Annotated in this window: 19 protein-coding genes; 6 read left to right on the top strand and 13 right to left on the bottom strand. The window is 50.2% G+C overall.

What is annotated here, in order from left to right; all coding sequences use genetic code 11:
- Nucleotides 1-52: 52 nt before the first annotated feature.
- The 4 genes from kdsB to AC4QZR_RS09745 all read right to left on the bottom strand — a co-directional run bounded on the left by kdsB (nt 53) and on the right by AC4QZR_RS09745 (nt 3,061).
- Nucleotides 53-784 (bottom strand): 3-deoxy-manno-octulosonate cytidylyltransferase, encoded by a 732-nt coding sequence (gene kdsB / locus AC4QZR_RS09760; RefSeq protein ID WP_494480736.1) that lies wholly within the window; start codon nt 782-784, stop codon nt 53-55.
- 104 nt (nt 785-888) lie between these two features.
- Nucleotides 889-1,233, bottom strand: a complete 345-nt coding sequence (locus AC4QZR_RS09755; RefSeq protein WP_494480735.1) for a hypothetical protein — start codon at nt 1,231-1,233, stop codon at nt 889-891.
- 41 nt (nt 1,234-1,274) lie between these two features.
- Nucleotides 1,275-1,613 carry a hypothetical protein gene (locus AC4QZR_RS09750; RefSeq protein WP_494480734.1) on the bottom strand — a complete coding sequence of 113 codons (339 nt, stop codon included), beginning with the start codon at nt 1,611-1,613 and terminating at the stop codon, nt 1,275-1,277.
- A 101-nt stretch (nt 1,614-1,714) separates the two neighbouring features.
- Nucleotides 1,715-3,061, bottom strand: a complete 1,347-nt coding sequence (locus tag AC4QZR_RS09745) for an NfeD family protein (protein WP_494480733.1) — start codon at nt 3,059-3,061, stop codon at nt 1,715-1,717.
- A gap of 36 nt (nt 3,062-3,097) precedes the next feature.
- On the opposite strand from AC4QZR_RS09745, the gene AC4QZR_RS09740 reads away from it, so the two are divergent.
- From AC4QZR_RS09740 to AC4QZR_RS09725, 4 genes are all read left to right on the top strand, one after another.
- Complete coding sequence (locus AC4QZR_RS09740; RefSeq protein ID WP_494480890.1) at nt 3,098-3,916, top strand: DUF4905 domain-containing protein; 819 nt, start codon at nt 3,098-3,100, stop codon at nt 3,914-3,916.
- A gap of 21 nt (nt 3,917-3,937) precedes the next feature.
- On the top strand, nt 3,938-4,924 hold the full coding sequence (locus AC4QZR_RS09735; protein WP_494480732.1) for a septal ring lytic transglycosylase RlpA family protein: 987 nt from the start codon (nt 3,938-3,940) through the stop codon (nt 4,922-4,924).
- 144 nt (nt 4,925-5,068) lie between these two features.
- Entirely contained in the window at nt 5,069-5,845 is a 777-nt protein-coding gene (locus AC4QZR_RS09730; protein WP_494480731.1) for a TIGR02757 family protein, read from the top strand.
- Nucleotides 5,846-5,868: 23 nt separating this feature from the next.
- Nucleotides 5,869-6,918, top strand: a complete 1,050-nt coding sequence (locus tag AC4QZR_RS09725) for a serine hydrolase domain-containing protein (RefSeq protein WP_494480730.1) — start codon at nt 5,869-5,871, stop codon at nt 6,916-6,918.
- Here AC4QZR_RS09725 and AC4QZR_RS09720 read toward each other — a convergent pair.
- Together AC4QZR_RS09720 and AC4QZR_RS09715 are read right to left on the bottom strand one after the other, a co-directional pair.
- A complete protein-coding gene (locus AC4QZR_RS09720; RefSeq protein ID WP_494480729.1) occupies nt 6,915-7,628 on the bottom strand; it encodes a hypothetical protein in 714 nt (237 codons plus the stop codon). The two genes, AC4QZR_RS09725 and AC4QZR_RS09720, sit on opposite strands and share 4 nt — an antisense overlap.
- The gene (locus AC4QZR_RS09715; protein ID WP_494480728.1) at nt 7,625-8,095 is read right to left on the bottom strand and encodes a NanQ anomerase/TabA/YiaL family protein; all 471 of its coding nucleotides are present in this window, start codon (nt 8,093-8,095) and stop codon (nt 7,625-7,627) included. The genes AC4QZR_RS09720 and AC4QZR_RS09715 overlap by 4 nt, the downstream gene beginning before the upstream one ends.
- Nucleotides 8,096-8,447: 352 nt before the next feature.
- Here AC4QZR_RS09715 and AC4QZR_RS09710 point away from each other — a divergent pair, with 352 nt between their 5' ends.
- Complete coding sequence (locus tag AC4QZR_RS09710) at nt 8,448-10,844, top strand: endonuclease MutS2 (RefSeq protein WP_494480727.1); 2,397 nt, start codon at nt 8,448-8,450, stop codon at nt 10,842-10,844.
- 31 nt (nt 10,845-10,875) lie between these two features.
- Here AC4QZR_RS09710 and AC4QZR_RS09705 read toward each other — a convergent pair whose 3' ends face one another.
- The 3 genes from AC4QZR_RS09705 to murB form a co-directional block, all read right to left on the bottom strand.
- Complete coding sequence (locus AC4QZR_RS09705) at nt 10,876-11,307, bottom strand: hypothetical protein (protein WP_494480726.1); 432 nt, start codon at nt 11,305-11,307, stop codon at nt 10,876-10,878.
- A 105-nt stretch (nt 11,308-11,412) separates the two neighbouring features.
- Nucleotides 11,413-11,850 (bottom strand): lipocalin family protein, encoded by a 438-nt coding sequence (locus AC4QZR_RS09700; protein WP_494480725.1) that lies wholly within the window; start codon nt 11,848-11,850, stop codon nt 11,413-11,415.
- Nucleotides 11,851-11,952: 102 nt separating this feature from the next.
- A complete protein-coding gene (murB, locus tag AC4QZR_RS09695) occupies nt 11,953-12,969 on the bottom strand; it encodes a UDP-N-acetylmuramate dehydrogenase (protein WP_494480724.1) in 1,017 nt (338 codons plus the stop codon).
- 291 nt (nt 12,970-13,260) lie between these two features.
- On the opposite strand from murB, the gene AC4QZR_RS09690 reads away from it, so the two are divergent.
- A complete protein-coding gene (locus AC4QZR_RS09690; protein WP_494480723.1) occupies nt 13,261-14,436 on the top strand; it encodes a THUMP domain-containing class I SAM-dependent RNA methyltransferase in 1,176 nt (391 codons plus the stop codon).
- Nucleotides 14,437-14,561: 125 nt separating this feature from the next.
- Here AC4QZR_RS09690 and AC4QZR_RS09685 read toward each other — a convergent pair whose 3' ends face one another.
- The 4 genes from AC4QZR_RS09685 to AC4QZR_RS09670 form a co-directional block, all read right to left on the bottom strand.
- Nucleotides 14,562-15,338 (bottom strand): Type 1 glutamine amidotransferase-like domain-containing protein, encoded by a 777-nt coding sequence (locus tag AC4QZR_RS09685; protein WP_494480722.1) that lies wholly within the window; start codon nt 15,336-15,338, stop codon nt 14,562-14,564.
- Nucleotides 15,339-15,431: 93 nt separating this feature from the next.
- Nucleotides 15,432-16,235 (bottom strand): SMI1/KNR4 family protein, encoded by an 804-nt coding sequence (locus tag AC4QZR_RS09680; protein WP_494480721.1) that lies wholly within the window; start codon nt 16,233-16,235, stop codon nt 15,432-15,434.
- 197 nt (nt 16,236-16,432) lie between these two features.
- A complete protein-coding gene (murA, locus tag AC4QZR_RS09675; protein WP_494480720.1) occupies nt 16,433-17,737 on the bottom strand; it encodes a UDP-N-acetylglucosamine 1-carboxyvinyltransferase in 1,305 nt (434 codons plus the stop codon).
- Between the two features lie 6 nt (nt 17,738-17,743).
- Entirely contained in the window at nt 17,744-18,415 is a 672-nt protein-coding gene (locus AC4QZR_RS09670; RefSeq protein ID WP_494480719.1) for a DUF4290 domain-containing protein, read from the bottom strand.
- Nucleotides 18,416-18,559 lie beyond the last annotated feature (144 nt).

Here is an 18,559-nt window from a genome sequence, read left to right as displayed (position 1 = left end):
TAGATAAACATCCAAGAGTAAATCTATACCTGTGGGTTATGCCTTATAACTCTCAAACTTCTCTAACTTTCTCCAGATCTTCCGGGGTGTCGATGCCGATGGTTTCGAACTCGGTGATGGCGGTGGTGATGCGGAAACCGTTTTCGAGCCAGCGCAGTTGCTCCAGCGATTCCGCCAGTTCCAGGCTGGAAGGGGGCAGTTGTGTGATCTGCTCCAGGATGTCGGTGCGGTAGCCGTAAATGCCAATGTGCTTGTAATACGTGTGCTGTTTGTGCCAGATGTCGTTGGGGACGTTGCGGCAGTAGGGTATAGGCTGGCGGCTGAAGTACAGGGCCTCCCCATGGCGGCTTACCACCACTTTCGGCGCATTCACATTGAAGAGCTCTTCCGGGGTGGTGATCTTCTTGATCAGGGTCGCCAGTTGCGTCTGCGGGTTATTGAAACAGGTGGCCACCAGCTCGATCTGCTCGGGCCGGATAAAGGGCTCGTCTCCCTGAATGTTGATCACATACTCGAATGGCTGGTCGTGAAGCTGGTAGGCTTCGAAGCAACGGTCAGTACCGCTCTGGTGGTGGGCAGCCGTCATTACGGCCTTGCCTCCGAAGCCATGTACATGGTCCAGAATGCGCTGATCATCAGTGGCTACAATCACTTCTGCTAAACCAGATGATGAAGCCTGTTCGTATACCCGCCGGATCATGCTTTTGCCGTTGATGTCGACGAGTGGCTTTCCGGGGAAACGGGTGGAGGCATAGCGGGCAGGTATAATGCCGAGTACTTGCATAGGGCATACGGGTTTCGGTGGCCGGCCATGCAGCGGCAGGCCCCGGCAAGTTACGCAAGAGATAGGAGTAATGCAGCAGACAGGTATAAAAAGCTTGGAGCGGGCTAGGTCCGTTTCTTAACGGATATCACGCGGATAGCGTCCATGGCCCTGCTTTGCGTAGACAGTCCGCAGCGGATGTCGAGTTGGCGGCCCAGCTTCTCGTAGGTGATGATCACGGGCGTTTCGCCTTCCACCTTAAAGGCTGCGTCCATTTCGTTTTCGTTGTCCGGCTTAAAGCGCTTACCGTCTATCTCCACTTCAAAACCGCAACCGTCTACCATATACTCTCCCGACCAGATCAGGATGGCGTCATCGGTTTCGGCGTTGCCGTCCGCATTATTCTGGCATGCAACCAACAAGAGCGAGCAAAGGCCAAATAGTAGTGTAAGCTGAAGGAATAGTTTCATAGGTTTAGAGTAGAAGTAGATTGATAGCAATTGATGATGTTTTAGCGTTTTTTAATTGACAGAACGCGGATGAAGTCCCTTTTTGATTTACCGGGAAGCATATCGCATGCTAAGTCCCGCTGACCCAGGTGAACTAACTTTACCTCTACCGTGGTAGGCTCATATACCTTGAAAGAATCGTCAATGTCGCCTTCATTTTCGGGCTTATAGCTCTTCTCACCAATATGTACTGAAAACCCGCAGCCGTCGACGGCAATATCGCCTGTCCAGAAGAGGGTGGCGGTTGTTTCGACAGTTTCGAAGTCATCGTCCTTGTCACAGGAAAAGGCAGTCAGCATAAGGGCCAGCGGAGCCAGCAGGTATAGCTTGGATTTTTTCATCTCCGAAAGTAGAGGATATTTTCTGTTCTCATGACCCCAAATTTACAGAAAGGGTTGCATGGCACAGAAAGGGCTTCCCACTTATGCTGCACCCTCCTTTTCTAAACTTTCTTCACCCGCAGCGCAAAGGTACTTTGGTCGATCACCTGCACCACATCGCCTTTGTCGATGAAGCCGTCGCGGGCCTGTGCGTCGTATACGTTGTCGTCTATCATCACCCGTCCGCTTGGCGCCATGCGGGTATAGGCTATACCTGTTTTACCGATCAGGTGCTCGGCAGAGTGGCTGGAGCGGTAGCCTTCTTTACTTTCGAAGGTATTGACAAGCGTGACACGGCGCAGGGCCCGGCTTCCCAGCACACGATTCCAGGTCAGCACCACAATGATCACGGCACTGATCATACCGAGCAACACCGATACCAGGCTTTCCATCAGGCGCTCAGACGAAACGAACGTAAAGTCAAAGGCCTGGTTGTTGACCATAATCAGGAGCAGCGACAGAAATACGAGCACAATGCCACTTATACCTGTTACCCCAAACCCCGGAATGACAAATACCTCCAGGCCAATAAGCACCAGCCCTACAATGAACAACAGCACTTCCCAATGCTCGGCCAGTCCGTTGAGGTAGAAGGGCGTCAGGTATAGCACGCCGGCTACAATAGCGGCTATGAGCGGAAAGCCCACACCCGGAGTCTGCAGCTCAAACCACAGTCCGCCGATGATGATCAGGATGAGGATGCCGCTGATAACGGGGTTCAGGAAAAAAGAAATGACTTTGTCTGTCGTGCTAAGTTCGTAGCGGACGATCTCGGCGTCCTGCAGATTAAGCTTTTGCAGCACTTCCTCGATGTTGTTGGCCTGTCCTTCGCTAAAGCCGTGCTGGATGGCTTCGGAGGTGGTGAGAGTAAGCACTTGATCTGCGGACAAGGTGCTGTCCACAGCAGCGTCTACCATGGCTTCGGCCAGTCTGGGGTTGCGGCCGTTGGCTTCGGCGGTGGAGCGCATAATCGAACGCATGTAGCTCTGGTACTTGCCCGGAGCGGCCTGCCCGTCGGCCCCCACCACAGTGGCTGCCCCGATGTTGGCACCCGGCGCCATGTAAATGCTGTCGCAGGCGATGGAGATGAGCGCCCCGGCCGAGGCAGCGTTTTTGTCGATGTAAACATAGATGGGCTTCGGATACTCGAGCAGGCGCAGGCGGATGGCATCAGCATCATTCACGGCACCGCCGTAGGTGTTCAGTTTCAGCAGCACATGGTCAGCTTCCACGCGGGTGGCCTCTTCCAAGGCCAGCTGGGTATAGCGGTTGGTACGTGGGTCGATCTCCGAACTAATCTCCATGATGAACACCTTCTGGCGCTCCTGCGCCCAGGCAGTCGTGCAAGAAAAGAGAAGGGCCAGCAAGAGGAGGGAGGACCAGGGCCATATTTTTGCGTTAGATTTCATACATTTGGGCTTAATCGGAAATAAGATACTAAAAAAATCCCGCTTATCCTTTCCCTGCTTTTTAAATACGACTTTGAGGCGCCCGTATGGCGGATCCGACTGGATGCCCCCGGTGGTTGGCTGGCGCTGGAGGTGCGTGACGCCGACCTGCTGCAGGCCCGCTTCTATACCTTGCACCTGCCTGCTGGCCAGTTCCAGGAGCTGAAATTGCCCGATCCTAACACCTGGTGGCTGGGCCTGGAAGACGTGCAGGAACATGTGCTATACCTGCACGGGTACGGCGACCGCAAATTGGGGCAGCACAAAGGTATACGGGCTTTTGCAACTGACTCAGGTATAGCGCTGTGGCAGCAGCCGGAGCTGGCATTTTATGGAATAGAGGAACAAGGACTACTGGCTTACGATATTAGTCAGGAAAGCGGGGAACTGCTTTTGCTGGAAAGCGGTTACGGTAAAACCATTCAAAACGATATCAGTCAAAAAGAGGCGGCTGATCGCGTGCAGCGCTTCCATCAAATACGATTTGGGGCTGTGCAGTACCCACACCTATACCGGGAGGGGGAAACTTATTTCGGTCAGGTACGCGATTTTTTGGCGCAGGAGCTTGATTGTGAGCCTGTAAGTGTCTTGGAGTATGCCGAAACGGACACCTGTCTGGTGGTGAGTTATTACCTTAAGACTGGTGAAAATAAGTTAGATAATTTTCTGGCTATTTTTGATTTAAATGGTTTTTTGCACTTAAATGAGTTACTTGCAGGTGCAATTGATGGCGTAGGTTCAGATACTTTTTTTATCTTTATGCGCAGTTTGTATTTCGTGCAAAACAAAACAACCTTGAAGGCATATTCTCTTTAATTTTTAGTTCGACTTTTAGCTATGATCCGAATTTTACTTATCGCCCTTGTAGCAATACCGCTGCTTCCTATTTCGGCTTCAGCCTTCGACATGGTTGCCCTGCGCGACTCGGTTGGTGTGGAGCGTAAGAACGGTAAGGTATACGTGCAGCACCGCGTAGAGCCAAGAGAAACGCTTTACGCCCTTTCCAGAAAGTATGGTGTATCCGTGGCCCAGATCGTGGACTCCAACCCATCTGTAGAAACTACCATCAATGTTGGGCAGCTGGTGCTGATTCCGCGTAAGTATGCCGCAGCATCTCCCGCTGTTAAGCAGGCGCCTGCCGCAGGCACGGCCAGCAACCGTACCTTTACTGTGAACAGCCGTGGCGAGAAACTGCACCAGGTAGAGCCGCAGCAGACGCTGTACTCCATCTCGCGCATGCATGCCGTGAAAGTGGATGACATTAAGCGTTGGAACAACCTGCCAGATAACACGATCAGCGTAGGTGCTTTGCTGATCGTAGGCAAAGGCCAGCCGGTTCCTTCCAAGAACCCCATCTACGTGAGCGAGACGGATGACGAGATTGCAAAAGATAAGGTAACGGAAACAGCTGTAGCTTCTACAGACCCTGTAGCTGCTCCAGCTACTCCGACCAATACACACGTTGTGCTGACGCCGCAGCCTGCCACACCGGCACCTGCTACCAGCGTTAAGGATGACGATGATGAAGAGATGGTGGATTCTGTATCTGGTGCCAAGAAGATTCTTGAAACAGGTATGGCCGAAATGATCGACCCGAAAGCAGATACCAACAAATACCTGGCACTGCACAAAACAGCTCCGGTAGGCACCATTATGCAGGTGAAAAACGCCATGAACGACCAGGTAGTGTACGTACGTGTGATCGGTAAACTACCTAGCACAGGCGAGAACAACAACGTGGTAGTGCGTCTGTCCAAGAAAGCCTGCCAGAAACTGGGCGCCATTGATCAGAAGTTCAGAGTAGAATTGTCTTACATGCCCTAAGTAGGTATAGCGATAAAGAAAAAGCCCGGGCAGCGATGTCCGGGCTTTTTTGTTGCCGTTATATACCTGCAGTTGGCAGCTGAAAACTGGGCTACCAACTGCATATTACTTAACTTGCATAGCGCCATTTCTCGTACCAAGCACATGAAACAGGATATCGCCCAGATCAAAGCCCTCCTCGACGACCGGGTAGCCCGCTACAACCAGCCTAACTTTATTCCGAACGACCCGGTCTCCATACCGCACCGCTTTACCAAAAAACAGGATATCGAGATCAGTGGTTTTTTTGCGTCCATCCTGGCCTGGGGGCAGCGCAAAACGATCATCAACAACTGCCTGAAGTTGATGGACCTGATGGACAATGCCCCGCACGAGTTTATTTTGCAGCACCAGGAGCAGGATCTGCCTAGATTTCTCGGCTTCAAACACCGTACTTTCAACGATACCGACCTGCTATACCTGATTCACTGGTTCCGGTGGTACTACCAGCAGCACGAGAGTCTGGAGATGGCTTTTACAGGAGAGCGGAACGAGGTCAGGACACAAAAAGAGCGGCTGGAGCATTTTCATAACCTGGTATTTAGTTTGGAGGATGCTCCGCACCGCACCCGCAAGCACATTTCCACCCCGGCCCGTAAGTCGGCTTGCAAGCGCCTGAACATGTACCTGCGCTGGATGGTGCGGCCCGCTGACGGCGGCGTGGACTTCGGTATTTGGCACACGATGCGACCAGCCGATCTGGTTTGTCCCTGCGATGTGCATGTGGAGCGGGTAGCCCGCCGCCTTGGCCTGATCACCCGCAAAGGCATGGACTGGCAAACGGCCGAGGAACTGACCGACCACCTGCGCACTTTCGACCCACAGGATCCGGTAAAGTACGATTACGCCCTGTTCGGACTCGGGGTGGAAGAGAAGTTTTAAGGCATAGCCTAAATCAAATTCCGATGCTACAGCACTTAAAAAAATTTGATGAGCACCTGAGCAGTTGTTATACCTCCGATGGGCCAGGCGCTGCCTTGCTGGTTTTAGTGGCCGGGGAAGAGTTGTATGCAGGCGGTATAGGTATAGCCGATCTTTCCACCGGCGAACGAATTACACCCGACACTACTTTCCGGTTAGCTTCGGTGAGCAAGCAGTTTACGGCAATGTGCATTCAGCTGCTGGAGCAGGAGGGGCGCCTGACTTATGACGATACCTTGCAGCAGTTCTTCCCAGCGTTCCCGGCAGGTATAGGAGCGCAGGTGACGTTGCGGCATTTGCTCTGCCATACCTCCGGCCTGCTGGATTATGAGGAGTTTGTAGAAGAGCAACCCGACTGGCAGATCAGCGATGAAGAAGTGCTGGCGATTGCAGCTGCTCAATCAACGACCTACTATACACCCGGTACCCAATACAGGTATAGCAACACCGGCTACGTGCTGCTGGCGCTGGTGGTGGAGCAGGTGTCAGGTATAGCCTATGCCGATTTCTTGCAACAGCGAATATTCGAGCCACTCGGTATGGACCACACCATGCTTTACGGAAAGGGCATTACTATACCTGCGCGTGCTATGGGCTATTCCCGAAATGAGGTGGGCAATATCGTTCTGGCTGACCAGGGCACCTGCACCGCTACCAAAGGCGACGGCTGCATCTATACCTCCGTGCGCGACTACGAGCGGTGGCACCGGGCGCTCAGTCAGCAATCAGGTATGGCACCTGCGCTGGAACAGGTATACGCGCCTATACCTGACTATACGAACGGCTTCTATGGTATGGGCTGGTTCTTCAGCCAACGCAAATCAGGAGGAATGGAAATGTACCACACCGGCAACACCAGCGGCTTCAGCAATCTTGTCATCCGTATACCTGAAAATGATGTGCTGATCACCTGCTTCTCAAACATAGCCGACAATCCGCACCTGTTGACTGGCTTTCTGGATGTGCTAGACCAATTCTCTATACTCACAGCAGAGTCAGGTCTGATTAGAGACTTGCTGAAACTGACCCACTAACGGTTATACCTTCTTCTGACATCGTCTTCGGTGAAGATTGCGCCAAAGCCGATGTTGAGCGAAAAGTAAAACCTATACCTGGTACCTGGCGCGGTATTGAGGTGCAGATCGTCGTTGATGGTCCAGCGTGATTTTTCGAGTGGAACGAGGTAGCCTACCCGGGCATTGATCAGATAAAAAGACTGCCTGGCAAAGCCGAACCCCAGATCCAGATGTGCTCTTGAGTTATGAATTTCCCTATACTGCAGGTCATTTTCCAGGTATTCTTCCAGGTCGGTCGTCTCATCTAATTTCTCGCGGTACAGGTAGTTGAGTCCATTGCCTTTGAAGCCCAGGTATGGGTATAGCGCATAGCGATGGCTTTTGGTCAGGTCATAGCCGAAGTTGAAGGAGAAAGATCGGTATTCCATTTCCGTCAGATAGGTATCTTTCTCTTTTTTGCGGGTACCCGTAGCAAAAGAAATCGTGCTGATGCCGCGGTTCGCGTAGAACTGGAGCCCAATACCTAAGGTCGCAGTCGGCTGCTTAGCATCCGGTAATCCGGCTGCAGCCACCGCATTCTCAAAGCCTTCGTTGTCGATGATCGGGAATTCGACTGGAATGAAAATATAACTCCCAAACGCGCGATTTTTGAGCGAGTCAGGCTGTGATTGTGCGCTAGCTGCGGTAGCCAGACAGAGAAAGGCCAGCACAGAAGCTAGCTTTTTCATACCTCCACAGGGCCTTCCGGCTTCACAGCAATCTTCAGCACCACCTTGCGCACATTCTTTTCCGTGATCATAGCAGCGTGGGCATCGTCGGGGTAAAAAATGGTGAAAGAACCTGCCGGCACATCAAACCAGAAAGCAGGCTTGTCCGGAAAGAAAGCAGCATCCCGCTCGTCGGTATAGGGGTCGTTGGGCTCGCTGCACAGCGCCAGGTCTCTCCAGCCCATGTGGTCAGTGCCTTCGATCACAAACTGTATGTCGATGTAGCGGCGGTGCACCTCTATTTTGGCGTCCGACTCAGGTATACCGCTGCCATCGGAGATAATGGCAAAGAGGTCTTTGCCCACAATCGCTTTCTGCCCAAGCGGGAGCGTCATCAGGTCAGTTTCCTGCAAAAACTGAAAAGCCTGCGCAAAAAGCGGGTGCATGCAGGTATAGCGGTTGGCGTTGGTGAGTTTGTCGAGAACCATATGAGTTTGGGAGTTAAAAAGTTTAAGAGTTAAAGAGTTTGATTGTAGCGAAGTTATACCATAAAGTCGTGGTGCTACACAGCATCGTTTCATTGTAGGGACAGGTCGCGACCTGTCCGAATCGTGCACCAAACCTGCTCTAATTGTGCACGAAAAATCGTTCATTGATATTCCCCTCTTGGGAGGGGCAGGATTAGGTCAATTGCTTGCAGGCTTTCATACCAAACCATGCATCAGAGAATTAGCCTTAAACAATTTTAATTCCCAACAATTTATAAAACCACAGCGAACGAAAGCAGCACCTTTACTTGTTATAATATGCTAAATTTGCCCTAAATCTAAGAGATAACAATTGATCTATCCAGATAACTTTGAAATAAAAATTGGCTTTGCGCAGGTACGCGAAATGCTTTCGGAACTTTGCCTGAGCCCACTTGGCCGACAGTTCGTCAGCCGCATGACCTTCCTGAACCGCCATGACCTGGTGCAGCGCCTGCTGGAGCAAACGAACGAGTTCAAACAACTGCTCGAGTCCGACGCCGAGATTCCGCTGCAGCATTACTTCGATGTAACCGCCTACCTCGACCGGGCCGCTATACCTGGTACTTTCCTGGAAGTGCAGGCCTTCTTCGAAATTAAAATGTCGCTGCGCACTATCCGCGACTCACAGCGCTTTATTTCCAGCACTGAAGAGGGTAAGTTTGAAGCCCTGAAAGCCCTGGGTGCTAATATCATGGTTGAGCGCTCCCTAATCGCTGCCCTTGATAAAGTGGTGGACGATGCCGGTGCCGTGCGCGACGATGCCTCGCCCGAATTGCAGCGTTACAAGCGCGACCTGATCGCGCAGCAGGGGCAATTGCGTAAAACGATCAGCTCGATCATGCGCCACGCCAAAAATGAAGGCTGGACACCCGGCGATGCCGAGCCAACCATCCGTGGTGGCCGTTTGGTTATACCGGTCATTGCCGAGCACAAGCGCCGCATCAAAGGTCTGATCCACGACGAATCGAACACAGGGCAGACGGTATACATTGAGCCGGAGTCTATTTTCGAACTCAACAACGACATCAAAGACCTGGAGAATGCCTACCACCGCGAGTTGATCCGCATACTGGTAGGGCTGACCAATACGCTCCGCAACTTTATACCCGAGTTGCGCAAAGCTTATCAATACCTGGGCCTGCTGGACTTTATACGAGCCAAGGCGGCCTTTGCCAGACGCATAGAGGCAACGATGCCGAAGCTGCACAAGTACCCGCACATCGCCTGGAAAGAAGCCATTCACCCGCTACTATACCTGTCGCATAAGCAACTGGGTAAACCAACGGTGCCGATGGACCTGGAACTGACACGCGAGCAGCGCATCCTGCTGATTTCCGGCCCGAACGCAGGTGGTAAATCGGTGAGTTTGAAGACGGTGGGCCTGGTGCAGTACATGTTGCAAACGGGTATGCTGATACCTGTAACTGATAACTCGGAAGCTGGTATTTTCCACGACATCTTCATCGACATCGGCGATGAGCAGTCCATCGAAAACGACCTGAGTACCTATAGTTCGCACCTCACTAACATGAAAAAGTTTGTGACCGTGGCCGATAACAAGAGTTTGGTGCTGATAGACGAATTTGGTACAGGTACAGAACCCGTGCTGGGCGGTGCTATCGCCGAAGCCGTGCTGCAGAACCTGAACGACAGCAAAGTGTTTGGCGTGATCACGACGCACTATACCAACCTGAAGAACTTCGCCGAGCGCACACCGGGCATCGTAAATGGTGCCATGCGCTACGATCACAAAAACCTGCAGCCGCTCTACCAACTGGAGATCGGGAAGCCGGGTTCTTCGTTTGCAATTGAGATTGCCCGCAAGATTGGTTTGCCAAGACACATTGTGGACAAGGCCAGCAGTCTGGTGGGCAAGGACAAGATTCGCTACGACCGCTTGTTGGAGGAACTCGAGACAGAAAAGCAGGAACTGGAGAAGAAGCTGAAAGAAGCCACAGCGCTGGAACTAAAGCTGAAACGCAATGTAAAGGAGTATACTGACTTGAAGAACTTCCTGGAGGAGAGCAAGCAGGACGTGATGCGCGAAGCCAAGGGCAAGGCCAAACTCCTGCTAAAAGATGCCAACCAGAAGATCGAGGCTACCATCCAGCAAATCAAGCAAAGTCAGGCAGAGAAGGAGCAGACCAAGCTGGCCCGACGTGAACTCGAAGAATTTGCCACCGAACAGGTACGCAAAGAAGAGCCGCGCCCTGCCCACAAGCGAATTGCCAGCAACGGCGGTCCGCTCAAAGCCGGCGACACGGTAGCACTGATCGGGCAGGACTCGGTGGGAGAGATCGTAGGTATAAAAGGCAAGACTGCGGAGGTATTGTTCGGTGGTTTGAAAACGATCGTGAAGGTGGACAACCTGGAGCGAGCAGAGGCCCAAACCAAAAAGCAAAAGAAAGCCGAAACAGCAGAGGGCTATACCCGCGGCATGAACATCACGCAACGTATGGCTGACTTTGGGTCTTCGATTGATATTCGGGGTGAGTATGCCGAAGATGCTTTAAACAAAGTGATGAACTTTACTGACGAAGCGATTATGCTAGGTATACCTGAAATTAAGATTGTGCACGGACGCGGTAACGGAGTGCTGCGGCAAGTCGTGCGCGACTACCTGTACTCGGTGCCGGAAGTGGTCAGTCTGACCAGCGAGGCAGAGGAAAGAGGAGGCGACGGTGCTACTTTGGCTGTACTGAAATAAAAAAAGGCTCCTGTAAAGGAGCCTTTTTTGTTTATCGTATGAATCGGACCTCCAGTGTTAGGGACTCACCATCGTCCTCTAGCGTCTGCTCCATCCGAAGCTCTTTATCGGTAAGCATCAGTACGCTTGCTTTGTACTCATCTTCGGTTCCCTTATCAAAGATGATGGATTTTTCATTATCCGCAAACTCCCAGGTGCCGTTCAACGAAGTTCTTTCGTAGGAGTCCACATAGGTGCCCGCTTTGTCAAACTTAATTGTGTTCTTTTTGATGTCATAACCGAGTTCATCCATAAACAGATCGGAAATATCGCTGCCATAGGCCCAGATAGATTCGCCTTTCCAGGTGCTGGATGCTAATATGTCTTTGTTTGTAGGCTCTTTGTCCTTGTCTTTGTCGCACGAGGTCATGCTGGTTACCAGGAGCAGGGCAAACAGGAAAGTGAGTAATTTTTGAATTCTCATAGAATGATTTTATAGTAAAAGATAAATTACATGGATCCTGTCCTGCGCTGGAAAATCTGTCGTGAAGACGCACGAAGGGCATTAGCCAGCCCTAACTTACTGAATTTAGTCTTTCTTCACAAACTGGACCTTCGCATCGAAGCTTGTGTTGTTGCGGTTCACGGTGGTGATCAGGTCCATGTTGGTGGGAGTCAGGCTTTCTATCTGTAGGTCGCCGAGGAGGTCGAAGTAGATGATTGTTTCATTTTCCTTGAATTCCCAGGTTCCGGTGGTAGTTTGTGGGGTGCCTGCCTGGTCGTATACTGCGGTGTAAGTGCCGTCGCGGCGCAGGGTCAGGCGTGTGCTCTTAATGTCGAGCAGCATGTCTTTGATCTCGGGGCGGTCTGATACGTCAAAACCATTGACCAGCACGCGTTCTCCCTGCCATTCGTGTGCTACAACGAGGTCAGTTTTAGTAGGTTCAGGATCGTCTTTGTCACAGGAAGCTAGCGTAAGAGGGAAAGCTAAAAATAACAGGAGGTAACGAAATATATAAAGTTTCATAGGGTTGTAAGCTATTATAGTCTACCCTATATATCGCAGCCTGTTTAAATAAGTTAGGTAAGTTTACTTAAAAATTTTAGCGTCCTCCGGAAGCCCTGTTGCTTAGATAATGTTTACCTCTGGCTGTAGCGTAATGCCGAATTTCTCCTGCACCGACTGGATGATATCCTGTGCCAGCTGCAACAGGTTTTCGCCTTTCGCACCGCCATAGTTCACTAGTACCAGCGCCTGGTTTTTGTGTACACCGTAGTTATCGATCATCTTTCCTTTCCAGCCGCATTGCTCAATCAGCCAGCCAGCAGGCACTTTCACACTGGTCTCAGACACAGGGTAGGCAGGCATATCAGGGTGTTTTTCCTTGAGCACATCAAAGAGGAGCAGCGGAATTTCGGGGTTTTTGAAGAAGCTGCCGGCATTGCCGATCTGTGCCGGGTCGGGAAGTTTGCTGCGGCGGATATGGCATACGGCAGCGCTTACGTCGTGTATGGTTGGCTGTAGCACCTGCATCTCCTGCAGGGTGGTTTGGATGGCACCGTAAGTCGTGTTCAGTTCCGGATTTTTGCGAAGGCGCAGTGTCACGCTCGTTACCACATACTGTCCCTTCAGGCTGTGTTTGAAGACGCTCTCGCGGTAACCGAACTGGCAGGCATCCTTGTCGAAGGTATGGACTTGGCCGGTTTCGAGCTGCACAGCTTCCAGTTCCACAAACACATCCTTTAGCTCTACGCCATAGGCCCCAATGTTCTGCAGGGGAGCGGCTCCCACCGTGCCAGGTATAAGCGACATGTTCTCAATGCCACCCAGATCATTTTCAAGACAGAAGAGCACCAGGTCGTGCCACTTCTCGCCCCCACCGGCCCGCACGTAGGTATAGTCGCCGTCTTCGCGCAGCACTTCCATACCTGTTATACCATTGAGCAGCACAATGCCTTCAAAATCTTTGGTGAACAGCAGATTGCTGCCCCCACCTAAAATGAGCTTCGGCTCTTCCTTCACCTCCGGCCGCTGCAGCAGTTCCTGCAATTCCTGCACATTGTCGAAGCGCGCAAAATGCCTGGCCCTGGCATCGATGCCAAACGTATTGTAAGGTTTAAGGGAAAAGTCTTTCTCGAATTTCATAAGCGGGTATTTGAGGGCAAAAATAGTTTTTATTTAGATAAGAGTTAAAAGTTATGCGCTAAGAGTTGAGTGGAGGCGATGTGGGTATAGGTATAGGGTTTTATGATGGCCAGCTCAAGGTAAAAGCTAAATCTGAGCTGCTGCCCATGATGCCAGCAGGTATAGCGACTTTTTGTTTACTCTTTCCTTACTAAAGAAACCACCACAATAAGCCTCAAACTCTTAAATTGACTACAACTCCTAACTCTTAACTAAATTACCATTATTTTTGCGGTTTAACAGGTATAGCAAATGGCGAAGCAAAAGCAGAGCGATAATTTCAATATAGTTGCCACAACGCTCAGTGGACTGGAGGAGGTGCTGGCAGAAGAACTGCGGGCGCTTGAAGTAGAGTATATCAAAGTAGGCAACCGCGCAGTTTCTTTTTCAGGTAACCTGCGCCAACTTTACGAAGCTAACCTCTGGTGCCGCACCGCTATTCGCATTCTCAGGCCTATCCGTAACTTCAAAGCCCGCAACGAGCGCGACCTGTACGAACAGGTGCAGAAAACCAACTGGGCCGAGGTGTTTGACCTGAACCAGACCTTTGCCATCGACGCCGTGGTGAGCCATTCTACTTTCGAACACTCGCTGTTTGTAGCTCAGCTAACCAAAGACGCTATCGTCGACCAGTTCCGCAAGGCAACCGGCGAGCGTCCTTCTGTGGACCGCATCCGGCCGGATGTGCGCCTGAACCTGCACATGCACGAGAACATGGTCACGCTTTCGCTCGACTCTTCCGGCGACTCGCTGCACCGCCGTGGTTACCGCTTGCAGACCAACGTGGCGCCGCTCAACGAGGTGCTGGCCGCCGGCATCATTGCCCTGTCCGGCTGGGACAAGAAATCGACCTTCATCGATCCAATGGCCGGTTCCGGTACTTTCCTGATTGAAGCCGCGCTGATGGCGCAGAATATTGCGCCGGGCATCTTCCGCCGCGACCCCTATGGTTTTGAGAGTTGGAAAGACTATAACGCCGAGCTTTTTGAGATGGTATGGAAAACGGCCGAAGCCAAAGAAAAGCGTGAACCACAAGCCCGGATCATCGGCTACGACATCGACCCGGATTACGTGCTGGCTGCCCGCAAGAACATCGAGAACGCCGGTCTGGAGCATGTGATCAAAATCGAAATGGCTGACTTTTTCGAGACAAAAGCTGCAGCAGAAGAGGGTGTACTGATTATGAACCCGCCCTATAACGAACGTATCCAGTCAGACGACATTCACCAGTTGTACAAGCAGATCGGGGACACGCTCAAGAACAACTACCAGGGCTTCGACGCCTTTGTGTTCACCGGTAACCTGGACGCTGCGAAAAGCATCGGCCTACGCGCTTCCCGCCGCACGCCGCTTTATAATGGCGCCATCGATTGCCGCCTGCTCAAGTATGAGCTGTACCAGGGAAGCAGGAGAGGGGAGAAGGAGTAGGATCAGTTTTGGCTCTTTGTAGCTATTATCAGGAGTATTCTACTAACCCCTATAATAGCTACATGGAGCCGCTTGTATTAAATTACAGCCGTAGCTATTGGCAGTTGTTTACTATAGGTATACGTCTATATCAGTTCGGACGCTAAGGTTGTCTCCACTGCTTTTCCTTTATTTATAGTCACCTTGTACGCCTTGTCAGCTTCGTTTTGAGTGATCACTCTTTTCAATTGGGTGCCTTCAAAATAAAGACCAGCTGTTTCATCACAGGCATATCCTGGAAGCAACTTACCTTCTTCAATCATCTTCAGGTATAAAGGACGCCTGTTGGCTTCTGTGTGGTAGTGAGGACAGTTACTTCCTTTTAAAAACCCTAACCCTTTCACAACTGAATAATCCGCTGGTCTGGAATCAGAAAGCCCCTCTTCAAACCAACAAATTGCTCCCGCACTCGGTCCGGACAAAACGATTCCTTTCTCCCAGGCTTTCTTCAAAACAACGTCTATACCATGTGCTTTCCATAATGCTATAGCATTCAGCGTATTGCCACCTGTAACCAGAATCGCATCCATACTTAATAGCGTGTCTGCAAAAGATGTCTTTTGTTCAGTACTTGAGATAAATACTTTCTGCACAAAAGGTTGTATTGGCAGTTGTTTAGCTATTTCAAACCACTTGTTGATGTAAGCTTCACTATCTCCCATTGGAGTAGGCAAGAAACATATTTTAGGATTTTCTTTACCAGTAAGAGAAATAAGGTACTTGATGGTCTTTAGGTCATACCCTCCACCCGTCAAAAATATCTTCCTTGTTTCCAGTTTTTGTGCAAACAACTCTGTATTTGCAGCGACGGATACTCCAGCAGTAGCGACTGCTGTATATTTTAAAAAATCTCTTCTTTTCATGAGTTTATACTTTCCGAGGAATGGTTTTGTCTGATAAGGTGTGTGAGGCGGAGCTGAAGCATAACATATAGGCTGGGTTATGTTCTTTTGTTTTTAAACAAACTCTCCTAAGGGTCTGATAGGTATATTACTTTCTCTTAATTTAGCTAAACCCCTTTCTTCAGTTTCTTCATCTGAAAAGTTAATCAACAAACTATCTTTTGCAATTTCAGGATACCTTGTAGCTTCACCATTTGCCAGTTGTTTTAGTTCGTTATACCTATCATCATCTCTTCTCACAAAGCCTTTAGGTACTAAGTTTGGACTGAGCCATACCCATTGTCCATTTATAGTACTTCGATACAACGGATAGCCATGATCGTAAGAGTTAGGGGCTTCAAATTCGACACCTAAACTTTGCTCAATATCTTTAGCCATTTTATCAATTGATTCATTGGCTTCTATCACGAACTCTCCATTAGTTTTAATAACTAACTTAGATAAGTATTCAGCAAAAGAATTTGCTACCACGGTTTGTGTTCCACTCTCGGGTACAATTAAGGTTACTTGCGGATCTAGTACGTTTTGTCTGTAATCAAGGCACATAAAAAAATGTCCATCGTCATCAAATGGAATAAGTCCTTCTAATTTGAAATTAACCCAGTCATAATATTCAGACCAGTCTACGTCAGTTAAGGAAGGATAATGTGGTCCGATACCGTAAATAATAGTATGCTCAAACTCTGGTAGCGTTTTCCTGATATAACCGCCATTCTGAATTTTTAATAGTTCAATGTATTCATTTGGCAATTTGTACCCGATTTTCCTCTCTGCGTCTTCGAGTATCTCAGCTGTCAATGGTGGTTGAAGGTAAGGTAAGTATACAGGCTTTTCCCAAATTGATTCTAATTCTTTCATTATTTGCCAATTGAACATAACTACCCGCTAGCAGGAGCACCTACTCCTACTAGCTGCACTATAGATATAGTGCGCTCTATACCAACGAAAGGTATATAAAAAATACCTAATATGTTCGTCCTTGCCGAACCTTGCCAAAATAAAAAGAGCGCCCATTTCTGAGCGCTCCTTCACTTATACCTGTAGTTAATAGGTATTTACATTCTTCTGATCTGCGCACCTAAGGCATTCAGGCGACCATCAATATTCTGGTAGCCACGGTCGATCTGCTCCACGTTGTCGATGATGCTGGTGCCTTCGGCAGAAAGTGCTGCGATAAGCAGGGCAACACCAGCGCGAATGTCAGGCGATGTCATACGGATGCCACGCAGCGGAATTTGCTTGTTCTGGCCGATTACGGTAGCGCGGTGCGGGTCACATAGAATGATCTGGGCACCCATGTCGATGAGCTTGTCCACGAAGAACAGGCGGCTCTCGAACATTTTCTGGTGTACCAGCACAGTGCCTTTTGCTTGCGTTGCCACTACAAGAGCCACGCTCAGTAGATCCGGGGTGAGGCCTGGCCAGGTATGGTCTGCAATGTTCAGGATGCTGCCATCGATGTAGGTGTCCACTTCGTAGCGGTCCTGCTCAGGTATAAAGATGTCATCGCCACGGAACTCCATTTTGATGCCCAGTCGTTGGAAAGTGTCCGGTATAAGGCCCAACTCCGGAATCTGGCAATCTTTGATGGTAATCTCTGATCCGGTCATGGCGGCAAGGCCGATGAAAGAACCGATCTCGATCATGTCAGGTAACATGCGGTGCTCGGTTCCTCCCAACTGTTCCACACCTTCTATTACAAGCAGGTTAGAGCCAATGCCACTAATCTTCGCGCCCATGCGGTTGAGCATACGGCAAAGCTGCTGCACATAAGGCTCACAGGCTGCATTATAGATCGTGGTCGTACCTTTAGCCAGCACAGCAGCCATCAGGATATTGGCTGTACCTGTCACAGAAGCTTCGTCGAGCAGCATGTAGGCGCCCTTCAGACCAGAAGAGGTGACGGTATAAAAATTATCTTCGGCGCTGTATTCAAAAGAAGCACCCAGTTTTTCGAATCCTGTAAAATGCGTGTCCAGTCTCCGGCGGCCAATCTTGTCGCCACCCGGCTTTGGCATTTTTGCTTTGCCGAATCGGGCCAGCATCGGACCTACGATCATCACGGAGCCTCGTATGGCGCGACCAAGCTCTACAAAACGCTCGGAATCCAGGAAATCGATGTCGATGTCGTCTGCCTGAAAGGTATAGGTGTCCGGCGACAGGCGCTCTGTTTTTACACCCAGCGACCGGAGCAGGTCAATCAGTAGGTTAACGTCCCGGATATCAGGGATATTAGAAATTGTTACTTTCTCGGGGGTAAGAAGCACGGCGCACAAGATTTGAAGCGCCTCGTTTTTGGCACCCTGCGGAATGATTTCTCCGCGCAGCTTTGCACCGCCTTTTACTTCAAATGAAGCCATTTAATACTATTTGTTTCGTTGGTTGGAAGTTGGTCTTGTGTTTTTGTGGCTACGCTTGTCACCGCCACGGTTTTGCTGCTGTTGCTGCGGGCGGTTGCTGCCACCGTCCTGTGACTTGCTGCTCACAGATTCGAACAGGCTATTGCTCTCAATCATAGACGGATCCAGATTCAGCTTTCCTTTGGAGATTTGCTGGATGTCACTTAGGATCACATCGTCCGTAATGCTGTCTTTGTTGTAAGAGCGGTACAGCGTCTTCATCAGTTTCCCGATGGAAATGGTCGCCGCTTCGCGCTCTTTATCGTCCTCTAACTCTGTGGCGCGCTGTATGAGCAACTCCACGTTCTGACCGTAGTGCTTATACCTGGGCGTGCTGAGCGGGTACTCCATGCGCTGCGGCTTGTCGTTGAGGTACTCCATGGCGCTGAGCGGGTAAGGGGCATCCACATCGAGCTTTGAGCCGGACATCACATACAGGTGGTTCCAGAGCTTTTGCTGAAAATCCTGGGTGTCGCGCAACTGTGGGTTGAGCTTAGCCATCAGATTAATCAATAAGTAGGACAGGCGGGTCCGCTCTGTTTTGTCCTCAATACTCAGTATGTGATTGACAAGATCCTGTACGTTTCTGCCGTATTCGCGCAGCAACAGGTCCTGCTTAAAGGTGGTACTTGCTTCCATTATTTCAATTTATGAATCTCAAATGTAGGGATATATTTTTATTGAGTGATTTAGTGGTTGAGTGGATGAGTGATTTATAGAAATTTTAGTGAGTGAAAAAATAATTCATCAAGAAACTATCACTTATCCACTCAATCAGCATTC

This window comes from Pontibacter sp. YIM B11418, from assembly GCF_059278805.1.
This window is presented reverse-complemented; position numbering and strand designations above follow the sequence as displayed.

What these genes read in the sequence shown, in the direction of transcription:
- AC4QZR_RS09690 (WP_494480723.1), top strand. Translation starts at nt 13,261, where the DNA reads ATGGCGAAGCAAAAGCAGAGCGATAATTTCAATATAGTTGCCACAACG.
- AC4QZR_RS09725 (WP_494480730.1), top strand. Translation starts at nt 5,869, where the DNA reads ATGCTACAGCACTTAAAAAAATTTGATGAGCACCTGAGCAGTTGTTAT.
- AC4QZR_RS09745 (WP_494480733.1), bottom strand. Translation starts at nt 3,061, where the DNA reads ATGAAATCTAACGCAAAAATATGGCCCTGGTCCTCCCTCCTCTTGCTG.
- AC4QZR_RS09735 (WP_494480732.1), top strand. Translation starts at nt 3,938, where the DNA reads ATGATCCGAATTTTACTTATCGCCCTTGTAGCAATACCGCTGCTTCCT.
- kdsB (WP_494480736.1), bottom strand. Translation starts at nt 784, where the DNA reads ATGCAAGTACTCGGCATTATACCTGCCCGCTATGCCTCCACCCGTTTC.
- AC4QZR_RS09670 (WP_494480719.1), bottom strand. Translation starts at nt 18,415, where the DNA reads ATGGAAGCAAGTACCACCTTTAAGCAGGACCTGTTGCTGCGCGAATAC.
- AC4QZR_RS09755 (WP_494480735.1), bottom strand. Translation starts at nt 1,233, where the DNA reads ATGAAACTATTCCTTCAGCTTACACTACTATTTGGCCTTTGCTCGCTC.
- AC4QZR_RS09715 (WP_494480728.1), bottom strand. Translation starts at nt 8,095, where the DNA reads ATGGTTCTCGACAAACTCACCAACGCCAACCGCTATACCTGCATGCAC.
- murA (WP_494480720.1), bottom strand. Translation starts at nt 17,737, where the DNA reads ATGGCTTCATTTGAAGTAAAAGGCGGTGCAAAGCTGCGCGGAGAAATC.
- AC4QZR_RS09685 (WP_494480722.1), bottom strand. Translation starts at nt 15,338, where the DNA reads ATGAAAAGAAGAGATTTTTTAAAATATACAGCAGTCGCTACTGCTGGA.
- AC4QZR_RS09720 (WP_494480729.1), bottom strand. Translation starts at nt 7,628, where the DNA reads ATGAAAAAGCTAGCTTCTGTGCTGGCCTTTCTCTGTCTGGCTACCGCA.
- AC4QZR_RS09700 (WP_494480725.1), bottom strand. Translation starts at nt 11,850, where the DNA reads ATGAAACTTTATATATTTCGTTACCTCCTGTTATTTTTAGCTTTCCCT.
- AC4QZR_RS09705 (WP_494480726.1), bottom strand. Translation starts at nt 11,307, where the DNA reads ATGAGAATTCAAAAATTACTCACTTTCCTGTTTGCCCTGCTCCTGGTA.
- AC4QZR_RS09680 (WP_494480721.1), bottom strand. Translation starts at nt 16,235, where the DNA reads ATGAAAGAATTAGAATCAATTTGGGAAAAGCCTGTATACTTACCTTAC.
- murB (WP_494480724.1), bottom strand. Translation starts at nt 12,969, where the DNA reads ATGAAATTCGAGAAAGACTTTTCCCTTAAACCTTACAATACGTTTGGC.
- AC4QZR_RS09750 (WP_494480734.1), bottom strand. Translation starts at nt 1,613, where the DNA reads ATGAAAAAATCCAAGCTATACCTGCTGGCTCCGCTGGCCCTTATGCTG.
- AC4QZR_RS09730 (WP_494480731.1), top strand. Translation starts at nt 5,069, where the DNA reads ATGAAACAGGATATCGCCCAGATCAAAGCCCTCCTCGACGACCGGGTA.